The sequence below is a fragment of the Psychrobacter sp. CAL346-MNA-CIBAN-0220 genome (genome assembly GCF_040309805.1).
Classification (GTDB): Bacteria; Pseudomonadota; Gammaproteobacteria; order Pseudomonadales; family Moraxellaceae; genus Psychrobacter.
Genome location: NZ_JBEOPF010000002.1, coordinates 297166 through 318473, shown reverse-complemented (window position 1 = coordinate 318473; position 21308 = coordinate 297166). Strand labels below are relative to the sequence as shown.

Sequence of the window (21308 nt, the reverse complement as noted above, 5' to 3'; positions counted from 1 at the left end):
ATTCCATCATTTATCAGGTTACTAGCCATTTTCTTAGCAGACTCGCTAGTATTTTAGAATCACTTGTAGCACTATGACAGTAGTCCACTCCTGCTGCTTTTAGGCCATATTCAAAGCTATCTACATAACGTGCTTTATACGGTGGATACCAATAAATTAATAACGAGCGCGACGTGGTTTCCTGCGCACGAATACACAGTGCCAACTGTTTGACATGCTCCGGCAACACCTCTTCTGCAAACATCACTACATTGACGTTGGTATTTGCTATTTGATCTAGCAGGGATTGTTCATCCTGCTGACAAGTAACATCAGCACCAAGGCGTTGCAGCTCCTCAACCATAGAATCAGTATCATCGTAGTGGTAATACAAGATATCAACATCCTGTAGCAAATATTGGTGCTTTTTTTGATACCTATGACGTAGCGGTATCAAAATAGTGAATTGACTACCGGCGCCAAGCTTGCTGGTTAATTCAATAGAGGCGCCCATCAACTGCACGATTTGCTTAATAACTGACAACCCTATTCCCAATCCTTCATGGGCTCGTGTTTGCGAGGAGTCCACTTGGAAGAATGGGGTAAAAACATCTTCTATATAGATAGGGTCAATACCAATACCCGTATCGATTACCTTGATCTGCCAGCGAGTACTTTCGTTAAAATGCATCAGCTGGGATTCGATGATTACTTGGCCGTTATTGGTGAACTTAATAGCATTATCAATTAAGGTAGCGAGGACTTGCTTAATTTTACTAGCATCTCCCTCAAGGGCATAATCAACATGTTGGACCCGACTAATAAGCGCCAGATTTTTTTGCTTAGCGGCAGGCTCGAACTCTTCTAGTAAATCGGTAATCATTTGCAGTGGATTAAATTCACTTAAGCTAATACCAATTTGGCCTTGTTCTATCTTACTGAGCTGAATAATCTGCTCAAGTGTCAATTCTAACTGTTGGCTGCCTTTGTGGATTATAGCCAGAATATCTTTTTGTTCCTCATTGAGGTATTGATTGTCTAATAGCTGCAAACCACCGGAGATGGCATTGAGTGAGGTTTTGAGCTCATGGGTAATCATACTCTGAAAGTTATGACGCTGCATATCAAGAGACAAATCCTTATTATGCAGCTGCTGTTCAAAATCTGCCAGCGCCTGATAGTCTTGTTTTACAATCTTTAGTCGATTAAATAAGATAATAAAAGCTTTTTTAAGACGTACCAATTCTTGAAAGTCGAAATGCTGTTGGATAGCCGGTAACTTTTCAAGCTGCGCATTGTTGACCGCCATGTCACATACATTGGCAAGTTCGATAACATCTCTGGTCGGCCAGTTGAGTTTCCGTAAGATAAACCAAACGCCAAAGATACCCACAATAACAGTAGCAAGCCAAGATAATAAATTGATACGTACCCAGTTCCAACGCATCTTATTTACATCTAATGTAATGTTGATATAACCGACTAAGGTGTTACTAGAGATAGGCTTAGACCCTGATGACTTTGTTTCTATATTACTCATAGACAAGGGGTCAGAAATGGGCTGACTGGCATTGGCGCGTTGAATACTATTCCCTCTAAGATAGTGACTGGTTACCGTATGATTAAAATTGACAGTATCAGCAAACAAGGCGTTATACCAATCACTACTTACATCACCCATAGTTTCTTGATTAAGCGCATTAATAGGATAATTGGTTGAATAAAATACAATATTTTGTAAAGTAGAATCGCTATTCAACAGCGTACTCACTTGCCTAGCAACTAGATTAGCCCCGTTTGCAGTTGAGCCACTACTAGCAAGCAATTCGGTCAATTGCTGAACATAAAGGCGCTTTTGTTGATAATGATAGACAAAGCCATATATAAAGGATAACAGAAATCCTATCAGAACAGCCAAGCTAATGGCTTGCCAGACCGAGCGCCGGATAAGGGTAGGAATGGTTCTAGCAGAATGTGTGCGCATGTAGTTTGATAACTTAAGGACAGCTTAGGCTTATAGTACATGATAATAAGAACAATCATGTTTGTTTAGTGATAATTTATAATGATGGCGGAAGTAACCATCATTATAAAGTGTAGATAAAATATTCTGAGAACGAATCGTATAAAAACGGATAAGCAGACCAATTAATCTGTCTTTTTTAACGTCTTTTGTCGCTCTTTTTATCACGCGTTGTAAACTTTTGCACTCGATTACGCTCACGCTGACGCAGCTGTTGGACTTTCGCTTTGGTTGGCGTATCGCTTTTATTAGCGTATGGGTTTTCATTAAGCTTAAAGACCACATTAAGCGGCGTGCCTTCCAGCTTGAATACTTGGCGGAATTGGTTCTCAAGATAACGCTGATAGCTCTTAGGTAGCGAGCCAGTTTGATTACCATGAATGACAATCACTGGTGGATTGTGACCACCAATATGCGCGAAACGCAGTTTGATCCGGCGACCAGCGACCGTTGGCGGTGGACTGGCGGCGACCGCATCTTGCAAGATTTGAGTCAAACGATTGGTTGACACTTCAAACATAGAAGACTGATAAGCACGCAAGATTGACGGATATAGATTGCCCACGTTGGTACCGTGCAATGCAGAAATCAGATGCACTTTAACATAAGATATAAAGTTAAAACGGCGATCCATTTCTAACTTAATAAAATCTTTTTGATCAGAACTTAGGCCATCCCACTTGTTAATCGCGACCACTAAGGCACGACCAGCATCAAGCGCATAACCTATCATATGCAAATCTTGATCAACAATACCTTCTTGGGCATCAATGACAATGACCGTCACATTCGAGTCTTCAATCGCTTGCAGGGTTTTGATAACAGAGAATTTTTCTACTTTTTCATCGATTTTTCCGCGGCGGCGCACACCTGCAGTATCAATCAGTACATAGTTTTTGCCATCGCGCTTATAAGGAATATAAATACTGTCGCGGGTCGTGCCCGGCATATCGAACACTACCACTCGATCTTCACCCAACAAGCGGTTGACCAAGGTTGATTTGCCGACATTGGGACGACCAATAATAGCCAGTTTTAAGCCTTCAGGCTCCATTAAGGTGTCTTGCTCAGGCATCTCAGCCGTTAAAATTTCGAGCAAATTACCAACACCGCGACCATGGCTGGCCGCCATCGGATAGGGTTCGCCTAAGCCTAATGCATAAAATTCAGCAGGTGCAGACTCATGGACGCCATCGGCTTTGTTAGCAACCACATATACCGGTTTGCCTAATGTGTGTAAAAATTTACCAATTTCAGCATCAGCACCAATCATACCTGCACGCGCATCGACCACAAATACAATGATATCAGCTTCATGAATCGCGGTATAAGATTGCTCAGACATATAGTCATCAATATTACCATGGCCGTCATCGGCTTCACCAATACCGCCGGTATCCACAACGATAAAAGACTTACCTTCATACTCGGCATCACCGTACTGGCGATCACGCGTCAGGCCTGAAAGATCGGCAACCAATGCCTGCCGACTTTTAGTGAACTGATTGAATAAGGTGGATTTACCGACATTTGGACGGCCAATTAAGGCGACCACTGGCTTAATACTCATGCGTTACTCTCAGTGACGGACAATGCTGACAGCGAATGTGCTGTCTATTACCGCAAACTTAAATGAATGATAATGATAAAAGGATCTTAATTAAAATAGATAGCTGGCAGCTATTAAACGATTGATTAGTATATCAATTTAATTTAATACTAATTGATTAGTGATCATCTAATACCTGGCAAATTGACCAAGGGCGCATAGATTACGCGAAATGCGATATTTACACAAGGCATTAAACGCTGACTAAGCAGCGTTTATATCTTATACGTCTGTTGCAAAGACATACTGCCAATCTAGACCGTTAAATAATACGATTAATGTGTACAGTCAATTCAAAATAATATGAATTTAAGTACAAGCTAGGCTCTGCTAGTAAAACGCTTAGCGTGCCAATTGCCAAATTGCTACTTGCCCAGATGTACTTTGGGTCATCAAGCGACTGCCTTGTACTTGTAGATTAGTAAGCGCCCCTTTGGTTTGCACCCGGCTCACAATATTACCAGTCGCAGGATCAAACAAATGCACCACCCCATCGAGGTCACCAATCGCAATATAGTTGCCAATCATTACCGGATTGGTTAATTCGCGATAAGCGAGTACATTACTTTCCCATAAGATCTGACCATTACTGCGGTTATAAGCGACAACTTTGCCGTCTAAGCTAGTACCGATAACTTGTTGGTTATTTACTGCTACTGCCTTGAGACTAGCAAGCTCATTGACAAACATGACCTGACGCGAGGCTAAGTCAATCCCAATTAACTGACCGCTATAGCTGATAGCAAACAGCTGATTGTTATCAACTATAGGCATACCGTCAACATCGCTCATGCGCTCAACTTCACTGCTGCCCATACCCACACCAATGCGGCGTGACCACTGCGGTAGACCACTATCGGTGGTAATGGCGTGCAGACGTCCATCAGCAGTAGCAAGCAATGCTGTTTTGTCATCTAATAAGGTTGGCGCCGCCGCACCGCGGATACTGATTGCAGGTACTTGAGTGGCAAACTGCCAAACCGGTTGTCCCGTTTGCAGCGACAACCCATGCAAGAACCCATCATTAGCCGATAAAATCACTCGATTATTAGCAATCAAAGCAGGCGCCAAGACCGAACCTGATAGTTGCTGCTCCCAACGTTTGGCACCAGTACTACTATCAAATGCCATCACTTTGCCACCGCGAGTACTAATGACCGCAGTTTGGCTGAGAGAATCTAATGCCACCCCACCAGTTATTTGATCACTAACATTGAGTGACCATAAACGCTGACCGGCATTATCAAAGCCCATCAAGTCGCCACCACGTGAGGCGGTAACGATTTGGGCATTATCATAGCCCACTTGTAGGGCCAATGGATCTTTTTTGCTGGCCTTTTTATTACCGACATCAACGTTAAAGACCGGTTGTAGCACGCTAATTGGCTGTGCAATTTGCATCAATTTCACAGGATCATTAACCACCGGCTTGATGCCGCGGTTACACCCAACGACAGCAGTCGTCATCAGCGCCAATACTGCCACGTTCATGACAGTCGCTTTTATAGTCTTACCAGAGCGAATAGAAGGGGTCATTGTATGTTCTCACTACGAATAAATTAACTAACAATAAAAAAGTAAATTGCGCTATGAATCAGTACTACTTATTAGTAATGGTCCTACTGGTTTATTGCGCTGCTTGGTTTGGAATATTAGGGACATTAGAAGTGCTACTATCATCTGCATTATTATTAACAGTATTTTTGATTGCTGACGGCTCAGGTATTGCAGACGCTTGAATAAGACTGACTTGTTCGCTGATAGGCTCAGGAACGATACCAAGGCTTTCCATCTTTAAAGCCAATACAGCGCGTGTCTCTTGACGACTGCGCAACAACTCCCAAGCATTGCTATAAGATTTGATAGCGGCGTCTTTATCATTTTTTGCTAAGTAGATATCACCCAACAGCTCTTGCTGGCTGCCTTCAAACGAGCTTGGCATATCGTTATTAGCTTGCGACAACGCCGCATCCACATCGCCTGCTGCTAGTAGGCTCTCTGCATAACGCAGGCGTGTAATAGCGCTTAAACCGGCATCACCCAAATCGATAGCCAGTGCTTTTTTTAGGGTGTCACTAGCGCCAGTAAAGTCATCACTATCGACTTGTTGGCGCGCTTTAATCATTAGCGCTTGCCACGCGTAAACAGAATCGCCATGAGTGCTAACCAATGCATCAATATCTTTATTGAGCTGCTTACGGCTATCTGCGAGTGCCGCCAGTGCTTCAGTTTCTAGGTCCGGATTTTGTGCCGCCAGACTCACCTCTTCGTTCAATCGCTGAATATCTGCATAATGATCAGCGGCAACGGTATCTACCCGGGCATGATTGTCTTGCCAATACGTCCAGCCAAAGTAGCCAGCTAGCGCCAATAGAATAGCTGTGGTGATATAGCTACCATATTGTTTAAGCGCTTGCATCGAGTTGTCTGCATTTGGCGAATTAGGGGTCAGAGCCATGTTTATTTACCTGATAAAATCTAGTGACTAAAAGTAAGTCTATACACAAGCATTCATATTAAAAACGTTTGTGTTAAAGCTAAGCTTGATTATAGAGCGGCGCTCATGACTGATCGCATGAAAAGTTTTCTACACTCGACAACCAATCTTGTGCGGCAGTCGTTTGCTCACCAGTCTGCATATTTTTAACGCTAATAGTATTGTCTTCAAGCTCTTGCTGCGCCAAGATAACGGTCAATGCCGCACCAGACTTATCCGCCTTTTTCATTTGCGCTTTTAGGCTAGTGGCGCTCGCCATTTTGATACGCAAATCCGGACGATCATAACGTAAGTTTTGCGCATAATTAATGCCAGCGCTATATACTTCCGGATGAGCAACCACAAACACATCACAAGCTGAGGTAGTTGCAAATGGAGCAACGGCTTCAATAAGTAATAATAAGCGCTCAAGTCCCATTGCAAAGCCAACAGCAGGCTCCGATTTAATGGGTTTTTTATCACGAGCGTCATCACGTACGCCGATAGACTTCAATTGTCCAACCAGACCATCATAACGACCACCAGCACAAACAGTCGCTTGGCTACCTAGCTTATCTGTCACCCATTCAAAGACGGTTTTATTATAATAATCAAGACCGCGCACCAAATGCGGATTGAGCTCATAATCGATACCAAGCGCAGTTAAATAGGCCTGAACTTGCTCAAAATGCGCCAGGCTATCTGCACCCAAAAAGTCAGCTAGCTTTGGCGCATCAACCAATAACGCCTGCGTAGTCGCTTCTTTACTGTCTAGAATACGTAGCGGATTGGTCGTCAAGCGACGTTTACTATCATCATCTAGCTGATCTTGCTTATCGGTCAAATAAGCAACCAGCGCCTCGCGATACGCATGACGCTCATCAAGCTCGCCCAAACTATTCAGCTGCAGGCGCATCTCATCTTTAAGACCCAACTCTTGCCACATCAAATGAGTCATCGCAATTAATTCGGCATCCGCATCCGGTAGGGGACTACCGAAGCTTTCTACACCCAATTGATGAAATTGACGATAGCGGCCTTTTTGCGGGCGCTCATAGCGAAACATTGGGCCGATATACCATAATTTTGGGGTATCGCCACGCAGTAGATTGTGTTCAATGACTGCGCGTACCGCCCCAGCTGTCCCTTCAGGACGTAAAGCGAGCGGCGTTGGTGGCTCAGATTTATCCGTAAAGCTATACATCTCTTTTTCGACAATATCAGTAGCACCGCCAATGGCACGGGCAAATAGATCGGTCTGCTCAACGATCGGTAAGCGGATATGCTCATAACCATATCTGGCCAATACATTTGCTAATACCGCTTCTAAGTGCAGCCATTGTGCAGACTGTTCTGGCAAAATATCGTTAAACCCTTTAATAGCTTTAATCATGATGCAGTCATATCCTCAAACGTTATCTTTATTATTCTTCTATGAATTGCTAATTTTTCATTACTAGAAAAGCTGTCTTTCAAAACTTCATCTTTAAGAAGGCACTCTTATTGAGTATTTATATACATCTTAAGCGGCTTTAAAACTTAAAGCATCAACATAAATATTGAGGCTAAATACTATTTTACTCGAATTATCTCATTTTCACGTAATTTTGCCAAATCATCTGCATGAGCGCGTACCATACTTTCTATTTCATCGACCAGATTAGTGGTGTCAATAAGATGGCTTTTTTCGCCCATCCGGTATACCAGCGATTTTGGCGCTGCACCAACAATACCAATGTCAGCCATTTTAGCTTCACCAGGACCGTTTACTTTACAACCAATTACCGATAAATTCATCGGTTCACGAATATCTTCTAAACGTGCCTCTAAAGCGGTCATCACTCTAATCACATCAAACTCTTGTCGTGAGCAGCTCGGACAAGCAATAAAGTTTACCCCATTAGAACGAATATTGAGCGACTTTAAGATATCAAAACCAATTTTAATTTCTTCTTCTGGTTCCGCAGCTAGGGAGATACGGATGGTATCGCCAATACCATCAAGTAACAATCCACCTAATGCAATGGCAGACTTGACCGCACCCGTACGATACACACCGGCTTCTGTCACGCCCAAATGTAGCGGATTATCAATTTGCGCTGATATTAAGCGATAAGCATCTAAGGTCAAAAATACGTTACTGGCTTTAACCGATACTTTATATTGATCAAAATTCAAACGTTCTAAAATATCAATATGACGCATTGCTGACTCTAGCATCGCCTCGCCTGTCGGCTCACTGTATTTACGTTGAATGTCCTTCTCTAACGAGCCAGCATTTACACCAATACGGATAGGGATATTGTGATATTTAGCACAAGCAACCACTTCACGTACTTTAGCATCACTACCAATGTTACCTGGGTTAATACGTAGACAATCAGCACCCGCTTCAGCAACGGCAAGGGCAATTTTATGGTCAAAATGCACGTCTGCTACTAATGGGACGCTGACCAATTTACGAATCTTGCCAAAAGCCTCAACGGTATCCATTGTTGGGGTGGACACTCGCATAAAATCTGCACCTGCCTCAACACAGCGCTCAATTTGTGCGACGGTTGCTGCCACATCACAGGTGTCGGTATTGGTCATGCTTTGCACACTAATGGGTGCATCGCCGCCAATCGCGACATCACCGACGTATATTTTCTTAGTAAGGCGACGGTTAATAGGCGATGACGTTGACATATACGAATCCTTTAATCAGAGCAAAACAAATGAAAAATGAAAATAGCCGCTTAAACATAAAATGGCTGCCTAAATAAATTAAGGTGTCAATTCAAAACGTGCCTGTTCGTCGGATGCGTATTGATCTAACGCAACTGACTCTTGGTTTAATAATAAGCTAACCCTATCAACATTATTAATCTGAACATTAAATGGTGGTATACCTACTAGCTTATAATCACCCTGAGTCTGACTACCATTCATAAGGCTATTACCAGACGCATCTATGATATTAATAACAGCCGTATCGGTCAGTTTGACCTCTAGGGAGGCAGTGCTCATATTTTCACTATTACTTAAATTAAGTGCAGAACCAGACGCGCCAATCTCATTATCTTGATTATTCATAGCCGCGCCCTGCGTTTGTTCTGCGGCTGTTAGATCTTCCGTCACTGGGTTTAACACTTGACTGTCTTTACTGGCGTTACTGACCATGCGGAATAAAAATATGGCCAAAATTATCAGCGCAATCACCGCAATAATTAATAACGGGTTAAAGCGCAAACGACTACGACTATCACGCTGTAAGGTACCCATCGGCTGTAGCAAAGATTTAGCATTAGTCATCGCATTCGATTTAAGCTCATCAGGATAAGCGGCGTCAAAACTGGTCGCTACCTGTAACGAATCTAAACCTAAAAACTTAGCATAATTAATCGCAAAACCACGAGCAAAAGCCACTTGCGGTAATTCATCAAATTTTTCACTTTCTAGCGCTTGCAAATGGCGCTTTAGAATAAATAGCTCACTTGCCACCTCATCTAAGCTAATTTGCTTAGATTTACGGGCATGCTGCAGCATAGTACCAAATGATCCCTGAGCGTTAGAGTGAGGGTCTGGTGAAGGATCGGTCATTTCCATGATGCCTCTGGACTATTAAGCCAAGTCTTAATTTGTTTGGCTTCATCGCTTAATGGATAGGCAGATAAGAGTTGCTGCGCTAACTGCTGACGCGCGTTTTTATCATTTTGAGCGGCAGCAAGCTTAACACCTTGTAACAGCAGACGCGGGCTGGTACCTTGGCCTTGTACTAGTATCAAAGTCTCATCATACAGTCGCTGTGCTTGCTGAACACGCTGCTGTTCAAGCAATAAGTCAACCAGCTCAATATGAGCAATTAAGCTATTGCGATTGCCATCTAGTGCCCGCAAAAATGCTTTTGCTGCTGCCGGATGGTTGTTGAGCTGTAGATAAGTACGGCCTAAATTTTCGAGGGCGCCGATACGACCTTCATAGCCAAGTGCTGCTCCTGCAATCTCAAACTGCTCTACGGCCTCAGCATAACGCTTCATCTGCGATAAATACACGCCATAATTATTACGTGCTTGCTCAAAATCTGGATCTAAGGTAATCGCTTTTTTAAAATATTGATCGGCTTTTTCAAGATTAAGGCGGCTGCCTTCTTGCTGCAATAAAACGCCCATCATATCATAGGCGGGCGCGTATCGGTTATTGGCAGCAAAAGCTTTTTCAAGTTGGCGCTGCGCGGTATCAAGCTCATTTTTACGAATATATTGCGCTGCCAGTGAGGTACGAACACGGGCAATTTCTTGCTTGTCTAAGTTACGATTGCTACTTGGCTGCGTTGACGTTTGATAGGTAGTACTGCCTGTCAAAGCATTGGTTGGCGTACTTTGACACCCTGTCAACAGCAGAGCTATTACAGCACTTGTTATGATAATAATCGTTGACTGATTTTTCTGTCTGTCAACGATTCTTCTTTGCTTATCAAATATGCTGTGCGCTGTACCTAACTGAGAAAACGTCTGTATTGTTGTAGAGAGGTCGCGCTGGGTTTTGATCTGACAAGAGTATTTAGAAGTCATCATAGCCGCCATCATAAAACTGTGGTTCAGTACTGTCATTTAGCACTGAGTTTCAACGAAGCCTCAGTTTAATAGATTTGACCCCATTAAGTACAGTTTAGTTGCTATTAGTTGCTATGACTACATTTTTATTACTATCAAGATGGATGGAAGACATCAAAACCGTTAAATCACATGAGCAACACACTGGTTAAGTGTGTTGTATACAGTTAAATCTAAATGATTTTAATATAAAAACTAGGAGCAGACAGTAGCTAGCTCATCAAAGCAAATACGTCTAGCGAGGTTAAAGCTGTAGCGAATTTATATAAGTTCGACTATAGCAATATCTCTATACAGGCTCACTAGTACTACGATCTTTAATACTTTGCTGCCAGGCGGCGGAACGTCTGGTACGGTCAGCCACTTGCCCGACCAATTGACCACAAGCGGCATCAATATCATCACCGCGAGTTTGGCGAATAGTACAGACAAATCCCGCTTCACTAAGAATATTACTAAAGGCATGGATACGGTTATTGCTTGACTTATCATACCCCGAATGCGGGAAAGGATTAAACGGAATGAGGTTAATCTTACTGGGCAAACCTTCTAACAAAGTCACCAACTGATGAGCATGCTCATCATGATCATTAATGCCGTCAAGCATGACATATTCAATGGTCACATGTTTTTTATGGCGTGGATTGACGTCATGAACATAGTTTTTAGCGGCAGCAATCAGCTCTGCTAAAGGATATTTTTTATTAATAGGCACTAGCTCGTTACGTAGCTCATCATTGGGCGCATGCAAAGATATGGCCAGCGCCACATCGATATCTTGTGCCAGCTTATACATTTTAGGCACCACACCTGACGTCGATAGAGTCACGCGGCGCTTGGATAGACCATACGCATGATCGCTTAACATCAGTTCCATCGAACTGACCACCGGACGGTAATTGAGTAGCGGCTCGCCCATACCCATCATCACCACGTTGGTCACGTTATTTTCCCATAAGCTGTGGTCAACACCCTCTAGACTGTCTTGCTCATCAGTCATATAAGAGGCATTGGCAACCCATAATTGTCCGAGAATCTCAGCAGCACTCAAATCGCGCTCAAAGCCCTGCTTACCGGTACTACAAAAGCTACAGTCCAGTGCGCAGCCCACTTGCGATGAAACACATAAGGTCTTACGACCGTTTATTTTGCTATCATCAGCCGGAATCAAAACCGTCTCAACCAGTGAGCCGCCAGTGACTTCAAATACCCATTTACGAGTGCCATCATCGCTATATTGACGATGAATCACTTTTGGCGGGGTCACGCAAGCATTGGCTGACAACTTGTCTCGCAAGCCTTTACTCAAATTAGTCATCTGCTCAAAGTCAGTGACGCCTTGCTGATAAATCCACTTAATCACTTGGGTCGCACGAAACGGTTTTTCGCCAATACTTTTAAAGTAATCAGCAAGTTGCGCTTGCGTCATACCTAGTAGATTGGTTTTTGCATGCGCTTCATCCAATAGCTTAATGCTATTGTTACGTTTGGCTGGGGTATGCGCTTGTACTGGCTGAGTGGGAGTAGCAATATTTGTGCTGATAGTTGACATAATAAGTGGCCTGTGGCGTAAGACTTGTTAGCATAAAATAAAATAGGCAATGTAGTGATGCATCAGCAATCCGTTATCAGCGCAGATTTTATAAATTCTACGTTTAGGAACAGTCTTATGGAACATTTTAGAAAAAACACTTAATAAGAAAAGATGCTGATAAGGGATTGATAACGCTGATTAATTGATAAGAAAATATACTACTTACTTATCATGAAGGGCATGACGGTAAATTTCAATAAAAAATCAATATATTGAAGCAATAAATAATAGGTCAAACGGCTTATACCCTACTGGATATAAGCCGTTTTTCGATACTGTTAATCCATAATCATTAATAGCAATCTCTGTTAATGCCTATATATTAACAATGACAGCTGTCAATTAATCTGACTATTAACGCGTACGAGCACACACTTCATCATCATTAAAGAAGTAGCTGATTTCACGTTTAGCTGATTCAACTGAATCTGAACCATGAACCGCGTTTTCATCGATGCTGCTCGCAAAGTCAGCACGGATAGTGCCTTTATCAGCGTCTTTTGGGTTAGTAGCGCCCATGATTTCGCGATGTTTAGCGATAGCGTTTTCGCCTTCTAGTACTGATACCAATACGGGACCTGAGGTCATAAAAGATTTTAGATCATTATAAAAGGGACGCTCAGAATGCTCAGCATAAAAACCGCCTGCTTTTTCGTCGTCTAGTTGTTGCATTTTTGCCGCCACAATTTTTAGACCGGCTTGTTCAAAACGGTCATAGATAGCGCCAATGTGGTTGCCAGCAACTGCGTCAGGTTTGATGATAGATAAAGTACGTTCGTTAGCCATGAAAAACTCCTAATGAATAATAAGTTAGACGAAAAATAAAATAATAAATGATTTACATGTTCTTTGATCACTACGCTACTTTTTTGGTGAGCTTATATGTCCCAATGTGGACACATAACCATCAGCGCGCGATTGCTGCCTATTATAATGATTGGAGCCATAAATGATAGGGGCAATTTATAATCATAGCTTACTTAAACGTAAATTTAACATTCATTAATTATTAATAATCTCTTCTGTTATTCCCATAAAACCTACCAAAAAACTCTTCATAAACGCTACCAAAAACAAAAACCCCAATGCTCAGCACTGGGGTTTTATTATTAAATAAGCAATTTTTAGTACGCAGCCATATAACTTGAAGTCTTATTATAAAAATTACGAGTCATCAATTAACTGCAAGCTATTACTTCACCCAAATCAACAGTTTAACCATTCTCCTGTTACTCCCCTAAGCGACTGTCTCGGCAACTTCCAGCGGCACATTCACGCACACGCTCATTTAAGAAGTTCACGCGTTCGGTAGTAGTGCGAGTAGCACAGCCCATGTTGACATAAAAACCGTCTTCATCATTATAACTGCAGCGATCGTTACGCTCGCGCATCCAAGCAAGTTGCCCACGCTTTAACGTGGCTTTTTGTTTGGTATTTAAACGCTTAGCTAGCTTTTCATAAGAGCTGTTAAGCTCTTTGTCTGCCTCTAAATAGACTTTAGTTAAGCAATATAGCCCATCAAAATCATTGATAGGTTTATCACAGTTTTGGGCACCCCAAGACAGCATAGGGAACATAAAGGCGGCGGAAGTCAGCAATACCAGAGAGGTGTTGCGAATAGAGTGCTTGATGATATTTTTTGACATACTATTTCCCTCTTATCGTTTGGTTGTTATTAAAATTCCTTTTCACCACGTTAAATTTTCTCGAGCAAAAATGATGCCATTAAACCCAATCTTAATCTATTTTAGATCAGTTTGTCCTGATTTTATGCTATTGGGAACTCAATAATAGTTGCTAGGATTTTATCAGGAAACCCTCAAAGTAAAACCCCAGTACAATGCACTGGGGTTTTACTTTATCATCAAACACTTACAGTCTAATAATGACTGCTTATCTTATTTACACGTCATACGGATCGCGCAAAACGATAGTCTCTTCGCGGTCAGGGCCGGTAGAGATGATATCAACAGGGCAATCAATCAAGGCTTCAATACGTTTGATGTATTTTTTAGCATTTTCAGGCAAGTCATCATAGTTAGTAATACCAACTGTTGATTCGCTCCAGCCCGCCAGCGTTTCGTATTTTGGCGTTACTGACTCATAAAATTCTGCATCATGCGCGCCTGCAAACTCAGTCTCTGGTACCTCATAGCCCACACCAATTAACAACTCTTCTAAACCATCTAATACATCAAGCTTGGTTAAGCAAATACCTGATAGCGAGTTTAATACGACCGCACGACGTAAAGCCTCGGCATCAAACCAACCGCAGCGACGCGCACGTCCAGTAGTGGCACCAAATTCATGGCCTACTTTTGCCAAATGGGCACCCACATCATCAAATAATTCTGTTGGGAACGGACCGCTACCCACACGGGTGGTATAAGCTTTAGTGATACCCAGTACATAATCTAAATATAAGGGACCAATACCGGTACCGGTTGATACACCACCAGCAGTCACGCTTGAGCTGGTCACAAACGGATAGGTACCGTGGTCGATATCAAGTAATGTCCCTTGCGCCCCTTCAAACATCAGGTTTTTACCGGCTAGGCGTAATTGATTGAGCTCTTCGGTCACGTCAGTAACCATGCCTCTGATTTGTTCTTTCCATTCTTGGCACAGCTGATAAGTATGGTCGAAATCAACACCGTCAACTTTATAATACTGAGTCAATTGGAAGTTATGATATTCGATCAAGTTACGTAGCTTTTCTTCTAAGTCATCACGAAACAAGTCCGCAAGCTTAATCGCACGGCGTGCCACTTTATCTTCATAAGCCGGACCAATACCGCGACCGGTGGTACCGATTTTACCAGTGCCACGCTTGGCTTCACGGGCTTGATCAAGCGCTACATGATAAGGCATGATAAGCGGACAGTTTGGTGAAATGCGCAGACGATCACGAACAGGGACATGGTTATCTTCTAATTCTTTCATCTCTTTGAGCAAGGCATCAGGCGCTAACACCACCCCATTACCGATAAAACAAGTGACGCCTTCACGTAAGATACCCGATGGAATCAAGTGCAAGACGGTGGTTTTGCCATCGACAACCAGCGTATGCCCAGCATTATGCCCGCCTTGAAAACGCGCGACCGCTGAGGCCTTTTCGGTGAGCAAATCAACGATTTTACCTTTACCTTCATCGCCCCACTGGCTACCTAAAACTACGACATTCTTACCCATGATTGATCCTTACAATAATGTATTGAGGTGTGTCGTCAGTCCACAACAACATGGCTACATTGTCAACCTCGCTTGCTGTACTCAGTGTACAACTTGCGCTCGGTTTCCTTGTATTCCTATTATTGTGGATTGACTATACGATAATAATTTGAGTGTTAAAACTAATTAAGTATAGAAATAGCGACTAAAATTGAGTTAAAACTCATACTTTCTTTTCATTAAGCTGACGTTACTGGCATGAGTTGCCACTGGCTATCAATTAAGCTTAAGCGATGCGTGACGCCAGTCGGACAGTCGTGGGCATCTAGCGGCATAGTGATGCGATACCCTTGCTGGCGTAACATATCAACTTGCTGCTGTAGCGCCTGTGTTTGTGCACTATTGGCGTTGTCCAGTGCAGTGAAATCCACCACGACTATAATCGGTGCATCCAGCTGAATATGGGGTAATAGACGACTAACGTCCATACTAAAGCCCGTCGCGGCACGAGGCTGTCTGCTATGGCTTTGCATACTATCAAAGCGCCCGCCACGTACCAGTGGCTGAGTCTCACTATTGATATAACCATTGAACACAATACCGGTATGATAGTGATAGCCTGATAGCTCTGTAACATCGATACTTACTTGGCACTGCCATTGATCTTGCAGATGGTTTTTTAGACGTTGCAGCTCATCGATAGCTTCAGCAATATGCGTATCTTGTTGGGCGACGTCTGATAGCTTTATTAATAACTGAGCCATATCATGACCAAAGCGCGCTAAAGCATAAAAGTCATCACCCATTGGCAAGGCTTGGCAGACACGCTTTAGTTCCGGTAAATTCTTATTGGCATATAAATGCATCAATTGATCGGTGTCATTAACAGACAGCTGCGCTAAAACAGACAAACGTTTAAATATTGCGACATGACCTAAATCGACATGCAGCACGGCACTCATATCTAGGCTATTAATCATCGCAAATAGCATATCTATTAGCTCAATATCGGCGCTGAGTGCTGTACAACCGAAAATCTCCGCGCCCAATTGCAATGGCGTACGCGAGCCAAATAAACCTGATGGCAAGGTATGAATGACATCGCCTGCATAACAATAGCGTGCGATACCTTCGCCACCATGATGTGCATCAATGCGCAAAATTTGCGGCGTGATATTGGCACGCACCCCCATCAGACGGCCAGTAAGCTGATCGATAATCTTAAAGGTTTGACGTTTTAAGTCTTCTGATGCCTCACTAAGCAAGGATTCGGTATATTCGATCATTGGCGGGCAAACCAATTGATAGCCGTGAGTAATAAGCTGCTGAGTGAGTTGATAGCGCAGCACTTCCTGTTTTTGTGCATCTTCAAATAACACATCAGCCACGCCATCAGGTAATAGCCAGCTATTGGCCACTTCAGCAGCAAGGTTACTTAGATGAAAATTGCTTAAATAAGGAAGAGAATCGGATGCAGAATCACTATTAGACTTAGCATTATTATGGCCCTCTGTACTAGGAGTCGACTGGCCAATAGGCGTAGCAGACGCGTTTTTGTTTGTCGAGCTTAGCGGGGCGGAGTTAGCAAGATCAGAACTGACAGACACAATAAATCCTTGTTTGGCATATCGTTTACCAAATAACGCGGCATGATAAGGTTATATTTACAATAAAGTCGATGCTAAGCACTTTGTATTTTACGCGCACAAAACTATTGGCCTAATTATCATAAACCAATTGGGCAACCCTTAAAGGGTGAGCTATAAGTATCCGTTAGGATGATAAAACGGCTACAGTGATATGATAAATAATCAAGGCTCTTTGTGCTTAAGTTTAGCATAGCAGCCAAGGTTCGCCTAGTCACAATTGCGGCCAATTTCTATTCGATTTATCTGGTTAGACATAACTCAATGCTCATTTTGGCAAAATTATCTAGCAATAATAAACGGTCATGAAAACAAGCTATGATCACTGCTACAGATGAGGTTTTCGGTACTATTTGGGTTACGACATCCTTCTAAACTCATGGTACACTAGCGCATATTTTTATCATATAAAACAGAGATGGCAGCTATTTATTGGCTGGTTTCTTACCACTTGTTTCATTACTGATAGTTCCATTATTAATAGCTTTATCGTTAAAAATATCCTTATTTAGAGTAAATAGCCTTTCATACTCTCTGCAAGACTCTTATCAACATTACGTATCTCGGAGGTCTTATGTCATCTGACAATCATCCCAATCCAGCTATCAATCAGACCAACGTCTTGGGCACCGCCCTTGCCAGCTGCTGTTTTGATCCTATTACTGGCTACTATCGTAACGGCTTTTGTCATACGGGTAATCATGATGTGGGTCAGCATACCGTTTGTGCCAAAATGACCAGTGAATTTCTAAACTTCTCATCAAGCCGCGGCAATGATTTGATCACCCCATTACCTGAGTATAACTTTGCTGGGCTCAAGCCTGGTGATTATTGGTGTATCTGTGCACTGCGCTGGGTTGAGGCACTAGACTTTGACATCGCGCCACAACTCAAGCTAGAAGGTTGCCATGAAAGCTTATTAACACTGGTCGATATTGAAACTTTAAAACGCTACGCCCTGTAAGTCGTCGCTAACGTTTCAAAACAGCTTTTACTATAAAATAATTTGCGACTAACCGTTTCTTTAAGAAATTATTTTTATTACAGTTTATAGTTAGACTAACGTTTAGACGTCCATTTAAATAGCACTTGGCTCTTTTTATTGATGACTTTATTGTTGTCACTGGGTTTTATGAGTGTTATTTGCAATTATTATTTATGATTAGGCTAAAGGAGGGTGTATGAACAACGATGACGACCAACTGGTCAAGACGACCACTCGTATCACACCTGACTCTAATGTCAGCCACACCTACTCTGATATGGAAGATGACCGCTCATATCTTGATTATGACAGCTATATCTACGGTGATGCCGATGCGTCGCCCGAAGATACCATCGAGACCATGACCGTTTATGATCCCGACTCTGAGCGCTATGAAGATATTGACGTATCAAGCGCCGATGAGATCGTCAACTGCCATGCCTATTCTCGCAAAACTGGTGAACAACTAGAACAAGTGGCGCTGAGTGATGTTAGCAAGGCCCTGACCAATAATGGACAATTTATCTGGCTTGGACTATATGATCCCAGTCTACAAACGATCGCTAAAGTACAAAACGCATTTGATTTGCACGAACTGGCAATTGAAGATGCGTTCGCTGATCACCAGCGCGCTAAAGTCGAAAACTATGATAACGATACGATATTTGTGGTGATACGTACTGCCAAGCTTGAAGATAATGTTATTCGCTACGGTACCACCGCGATATTTATGGGCAAGAATTACTTGATTACTATTCGTAATGGTCCCTCTAATTCTTATGCACCGGTACGTGAGCACTGTAATCGTCGCCCTGAAAAGCTACGTATGGGACCTATTTTTGTCTTGCATGCTATTCTTGACTTTATTGTTGATAACTATATGCCGGTCACCGATCGCTTAGGCAGCTATTTACGCGAGCAAGAACGCCATATTTTTACCTATGAATTCAATAAGAGTACGCTCAAAAATTTATATGAATTAAAGTCGCAACTGGTCCATATGCGCGCGGTGATTTTACCAGTACAAGACATTTGTAGTTTTTTTATTAATCACAAAAAAAGTGATCTGGTTTCTGCGTTTTCTCAAGCGGCCAGACCTTATTTCCGTGACGTCAATGACCATCTACTACACTCTTTAGATGCGATCAACGGTCTTAATGAAATGCTTAGTGTGGTTATGAATACCTACTTGGCTATGGTCAATATGGGACAGAACGAGGTGGTGCGTAAGCTTGCTGCTTGGGCCGGTATTTTAGCCGTACCGACAGCGTTGGCTGGTATTTATGGGATGAACTTCGACTTTATGCCTGAGCTACATTGGAAGTATTCATACTTAGCTATTATGGTATTTATCGGCTCATTATGTGGTTATTTATACTACAATTTCAAACGACTGGGTTGGTTATAAGCATAAATTTATTGACATCATTTAATAAATAGAAAAAATAAACAGAGATAACATAAACTTAACCATAAAAAAGGGCCAATGATTGGCCCTTTTTTATTTTCAAACGTTTTTTATAGGCTGTTTAAGTACTAACTGATCATACTGACATCTAAGCCTGCTGATTTTTCAGCGGCGGTCACTGTTTGACGAATAAGGGTATTAATCGTCATCGGCCCTACGCCGCCTGGTACTGGGGTATAAGCGCTGGCAATGTTTTTGACGCCGCGCATTTCAATATCACCCACGCCACCATTTTCAGTTGGATGAAAACCAGCATCAATCACTACTGCGCCTTCTTTGATCCACTCCGCTTTAATCAGCTCAGGTACGCCTACTGCCCCTACAATAATATCAGCACGTTTAACATGAGCGGCCAAATCTTGAGTCTTTGAATGGCAAATAGTCACCGTACAGTTAGAGTTGAGGAGCATCATCGCCATGGGCTTGCCCAAAATAGCGCTACGACCGACTACCACCGCCTCCTTACCAGCAAGCTCAATATTATGATGGCGCAACAGATGCATGATACCTTGCGGGGTACAGGACCCAAAGGCTGACTCTTGCATACTCATCCGGCCAAAACCCAAACAAGTCACGCCATCAACATCTTTTCTTAGGGCAATTTTTTCAAAACAAGCACGCTCATCGACATGGTTAGGTACTGGATGCTGAAGCAGGATGCCGTGAACGTCTTGATTATTATTAAGCTCAGTTATTTTAGCGATTAGCTGTTCAGTGGTAGTGACACTCGGCATCTCTACCTTAATGGAATCCATGCCAACCCGCTTACAAGCATTACTCTTCATACGTACATAGGTGGCTGAGGCAGGGTCATCTCCGACTAGTATCGTCGCTAAGATTGGGATGCGACCAGATTTAGCCTTGATAGCATCCACACGCGTACGCAGTGCTATTTCTATTTGTCCAGCAAGTCCTTTACCGTCAAGTAAGGTTGCAGACTCATGGTCAGACGTTGTCGTAGCATTTGTCGAAGCAGGTGACATGGCAGACATAGTAACTCCATCGATTGAGCAATAAAAAACAAAGACAGCACCGGTAGGCCCTTCGAGCCTACCCTATTTGCGCCCATAACAGCTAGTGACAATAAAAGTCAGCCTTTATTTAATAAACGCCTTTACTAAAGCTGCTATAGGCTCATTTAATAAGCGCTAAATTAAGAGTGGTATTGTACCTGCCTCACTAGCGAAAACCTAGCTGTTAGCACGATATAGGACAAAACCTTATTTTTATCCTGGCAATTCTATTGATTATTTTTTTAAAATTTAAGGATAATCTGTAGCGATTAAAACTCATTATTCTGCTCGTTCCTCTCTATAAATGACTGATAAGTTTGGGATTAAATGCATAATAGTGTTACCCTTGTAGGGCATAAATGTTACATATATTTAACATAGTTGTAGTTTTATTCATCAATGGCAACAGATGTGCGCGCTTTAAAATAGCGTTATATTAGTCATTAGATATGCTGCTTCTTATGCATCACCTGCAATTGGTTACCTATTTACTTTACCAATTTGCCCATCACAGCTGATTAGTACTCAGGTTATAGACCTCACGTACTTCAACCAAGTATTGCTTATACAGCGTCTTCAAGACTGACTATAAGCTCTGACTTTAACTGTCTGTATTTAGCATGGGTTATTCGTTATGACGCTGTGTTTGTTTGTGTGCCAATATTAAACGTTTAATACTTGGTAGATAGCGCGTTGTAATAAATAGCTGGTGACAAAACAACAGCGATATATATCAATTGTGTTGTATT

Annotated in this window: 16 protein-coding genes; 2 read left to right on the top strand and 14 right to left on the bottom strand. The window is 42.4% G+C overall.

Going from position 1 to position 21308, the window contains the following annotated elements:
• Positions 1-13: 13 nt before the first annotated feature.
• From AAEY88_RS07405 to AAEY88_RS07345, 13 genes are all read right to left on the bottom strand, one after another.
• Positions 14-1963 (bottom strand): HAMP domain-containing sensor histidine kinase, encoded by a 1950-nt coding sequence (locus tag AAEY88_RS07405; RefSeq protein WP_350560981.1) that lies wholly within the window; start codon positions 1961-1963, stop codon positions 14-16.
• A 178-nt stretch (positions 1964-2141) separates the two neighbouring features.
• Entirely contained in the window at positions 2142-3572 is a 1431-nt protein-coding gene (der, locus tag AAEY88_RS07400; RefSeq protein ID WP_350560979.1) for a ribosome biogenesis GTPase Der, read from the bottom strand.
• Positions 3573-3953: 381 nt separating this feature from the next.
• Complete coding sequence (bamB, locus tag AAEY88_RS07395) at positions 3954-5147, bottom strand: outer membrane protein assembly factor BamB (RefSeq protein WP_350560977.1); 1194 nt, start codon at positions 5145-5147, stop codon at positions 3954-3956.
• Positions 5148-5238: 91 nt separating this feature from the next.
• Positions 5239-6069 (bottom strand): tetratricopeptide repeat protein, encoded by an 831-nt coding sequence (locus AAEY88_RS07390; RefSeq protein ID WP_350560975.1) that lies wholly within the window; start codon positions 6067-6069, stop codon positions 5239-5241.
• A gap of 103 nt (positions 6070-6172) precedes the next feature.
• Complete coding sequence (hisS, locus tag AAEY88_RS07385) at positions 6173-7480, bottom strand: histidine--tRNA ligase (protein WP_350560973.1); 1308 nt, start codon at positions 7478-7480, stop codon at positions 6173-6175.
• Positions 7481-7659: 179 nt separating this feature from the next.
• A complete protein-coding gene (ispG, locus tag AAEY88_RS07380) occupies positions 7660-8775 on the bottom strand; it encodes a flavodoxin-dependent (E)-4-hydroxy-3-methylbut-2-enyl-diphosphate synthase (RefSeq protein WP_350560971.1) in 1116 nt (371 codons plus the stop codon).
• A 78-nt stretch (positions 8776-8853) separates the two neighbouring features.
• Positions 8854-9669, bottom strand: coding sequence for a RodZ domain-containing protein (locus AAEY88_RS07375; protein ID WP_350560969.1), 816 nt, complete (start codon positions 9667-9669; stop codon positions 8854-8856).
• Entirely contained in the window at positions 9666-10643 is a 978-nt protein-coding gene (gene pilW / locus AAEY88_RS07370) for a type IV pilus biogenesis/stability protein PilW (protein ID WP_350560967.1), read from the bottom strand. Before pilW ends, AAEY88_RS07375 begins: the two co-directional genes overlap by 4 nt.
• Before the next feature lie 328 nt (positions 10644-10971).
• Entirely contained in the window at positions 10972-12234 is a 1263-nt protein-coding gene (gene rlmN / locus AAEY88_RS07365) for a 23S rRNA (adenine(2503)-C(2))-methyltransferase RlmN (protein ID WP_350560965.1), read from the bottom strand.
• A 396-nt stretch (positions 12235-12630) separates the two neighbouring features.
• Entirely contained in the window at positions 12631-13062 is a 432-nt protein-coding gene (gene ndk / locus AAEY88_RS07360) for a nucleoside-diphosphate kinase (protein ID WP_350560963.1), read from the bottom strand.
• A 443-nt stretch (positions 13063-13505) separates the two neighbouring features.
• On the bottom strand, positions 13506-13922 hold the full coding sequence (locus tag AAEY88_RS07355; RefSeq protein WP_350560961.1) for a lysozyme inhibitor LprI family protein: 417 nt from the start codon (positions 13920-13922) through the stop codon (positions 13506-13508).
• Positions 13923-14178: 256 nt separating this feature from the next.
• Complete coding sequence (locus AAEY88_RS07350; RefSeq protein WP_350560959.1) at positions 14179-15468, bottom strand: adenylosuccinate synthase; 1290 nt, start codon at positions 15466-15468, stop codon at positions 14179-14181.
• A 218-nt stretch (positions 15469-15686) separates the two neighbouring features.
• Entirely contained in the window at positions 15687-17054 is a 1368-nt protein-coding gene (locus AAEY88_RS07345; RefSeq protein ID WP_350560957.1) for an ATP phosphoribosyltransferase regulatory subunit, read from the bottom strand.
• A gap of 613 nt (positions 17055-17667) precedes the next feature.
• Here AAEY88_RS07345 and AAEY88_RS07340 point away from each other — a divergent pair.
• Both AAEY88_RS07340 and corA read left to right on the top strand, forming a co-directional pair.
• Complete coding sequence (locus AAEY88_RS07340; RefSeq protein ID WP_350560955.1) at positions 17668-18057, top strand: DUF2237 domain-containing protein; 390 nt, start codon at positions 17668-17670, stop codon at positions 18055-18057.
• 217 nt (positions 18058-18274) lie between these two features.
• A complete protein-coding gene (gene corA / locus AAEY88_RS07335; protein ID WP_350560953.1) occupies positions 18275-19486 on the top strand; it encodes a magnesium/cobalt transporter CorA in 1212 nt (403 codons plus the stop codon).
• Between the two features lie 128 nt (positions 19487-19614).
• Here corA and folD read toward each other — a convergent pair whose 3' ends face one another.
• Positions 19615-20529, bottom strand: a complete 915-nt coding sequence (gene folD, locus AAEY88_RS07330) for a bifunctional methylenetetrahydrofolate dehydrogenase/methenyltetrahydrofolate cyclohydrolase FolD (RefSeq protein ID WP_350561105.1) — start codon at positions 20527-20529, stop codon at positions 19615-19617.
• Between the last annotated feature and the right edge of the window lie 779 nt (positions 20530-21308).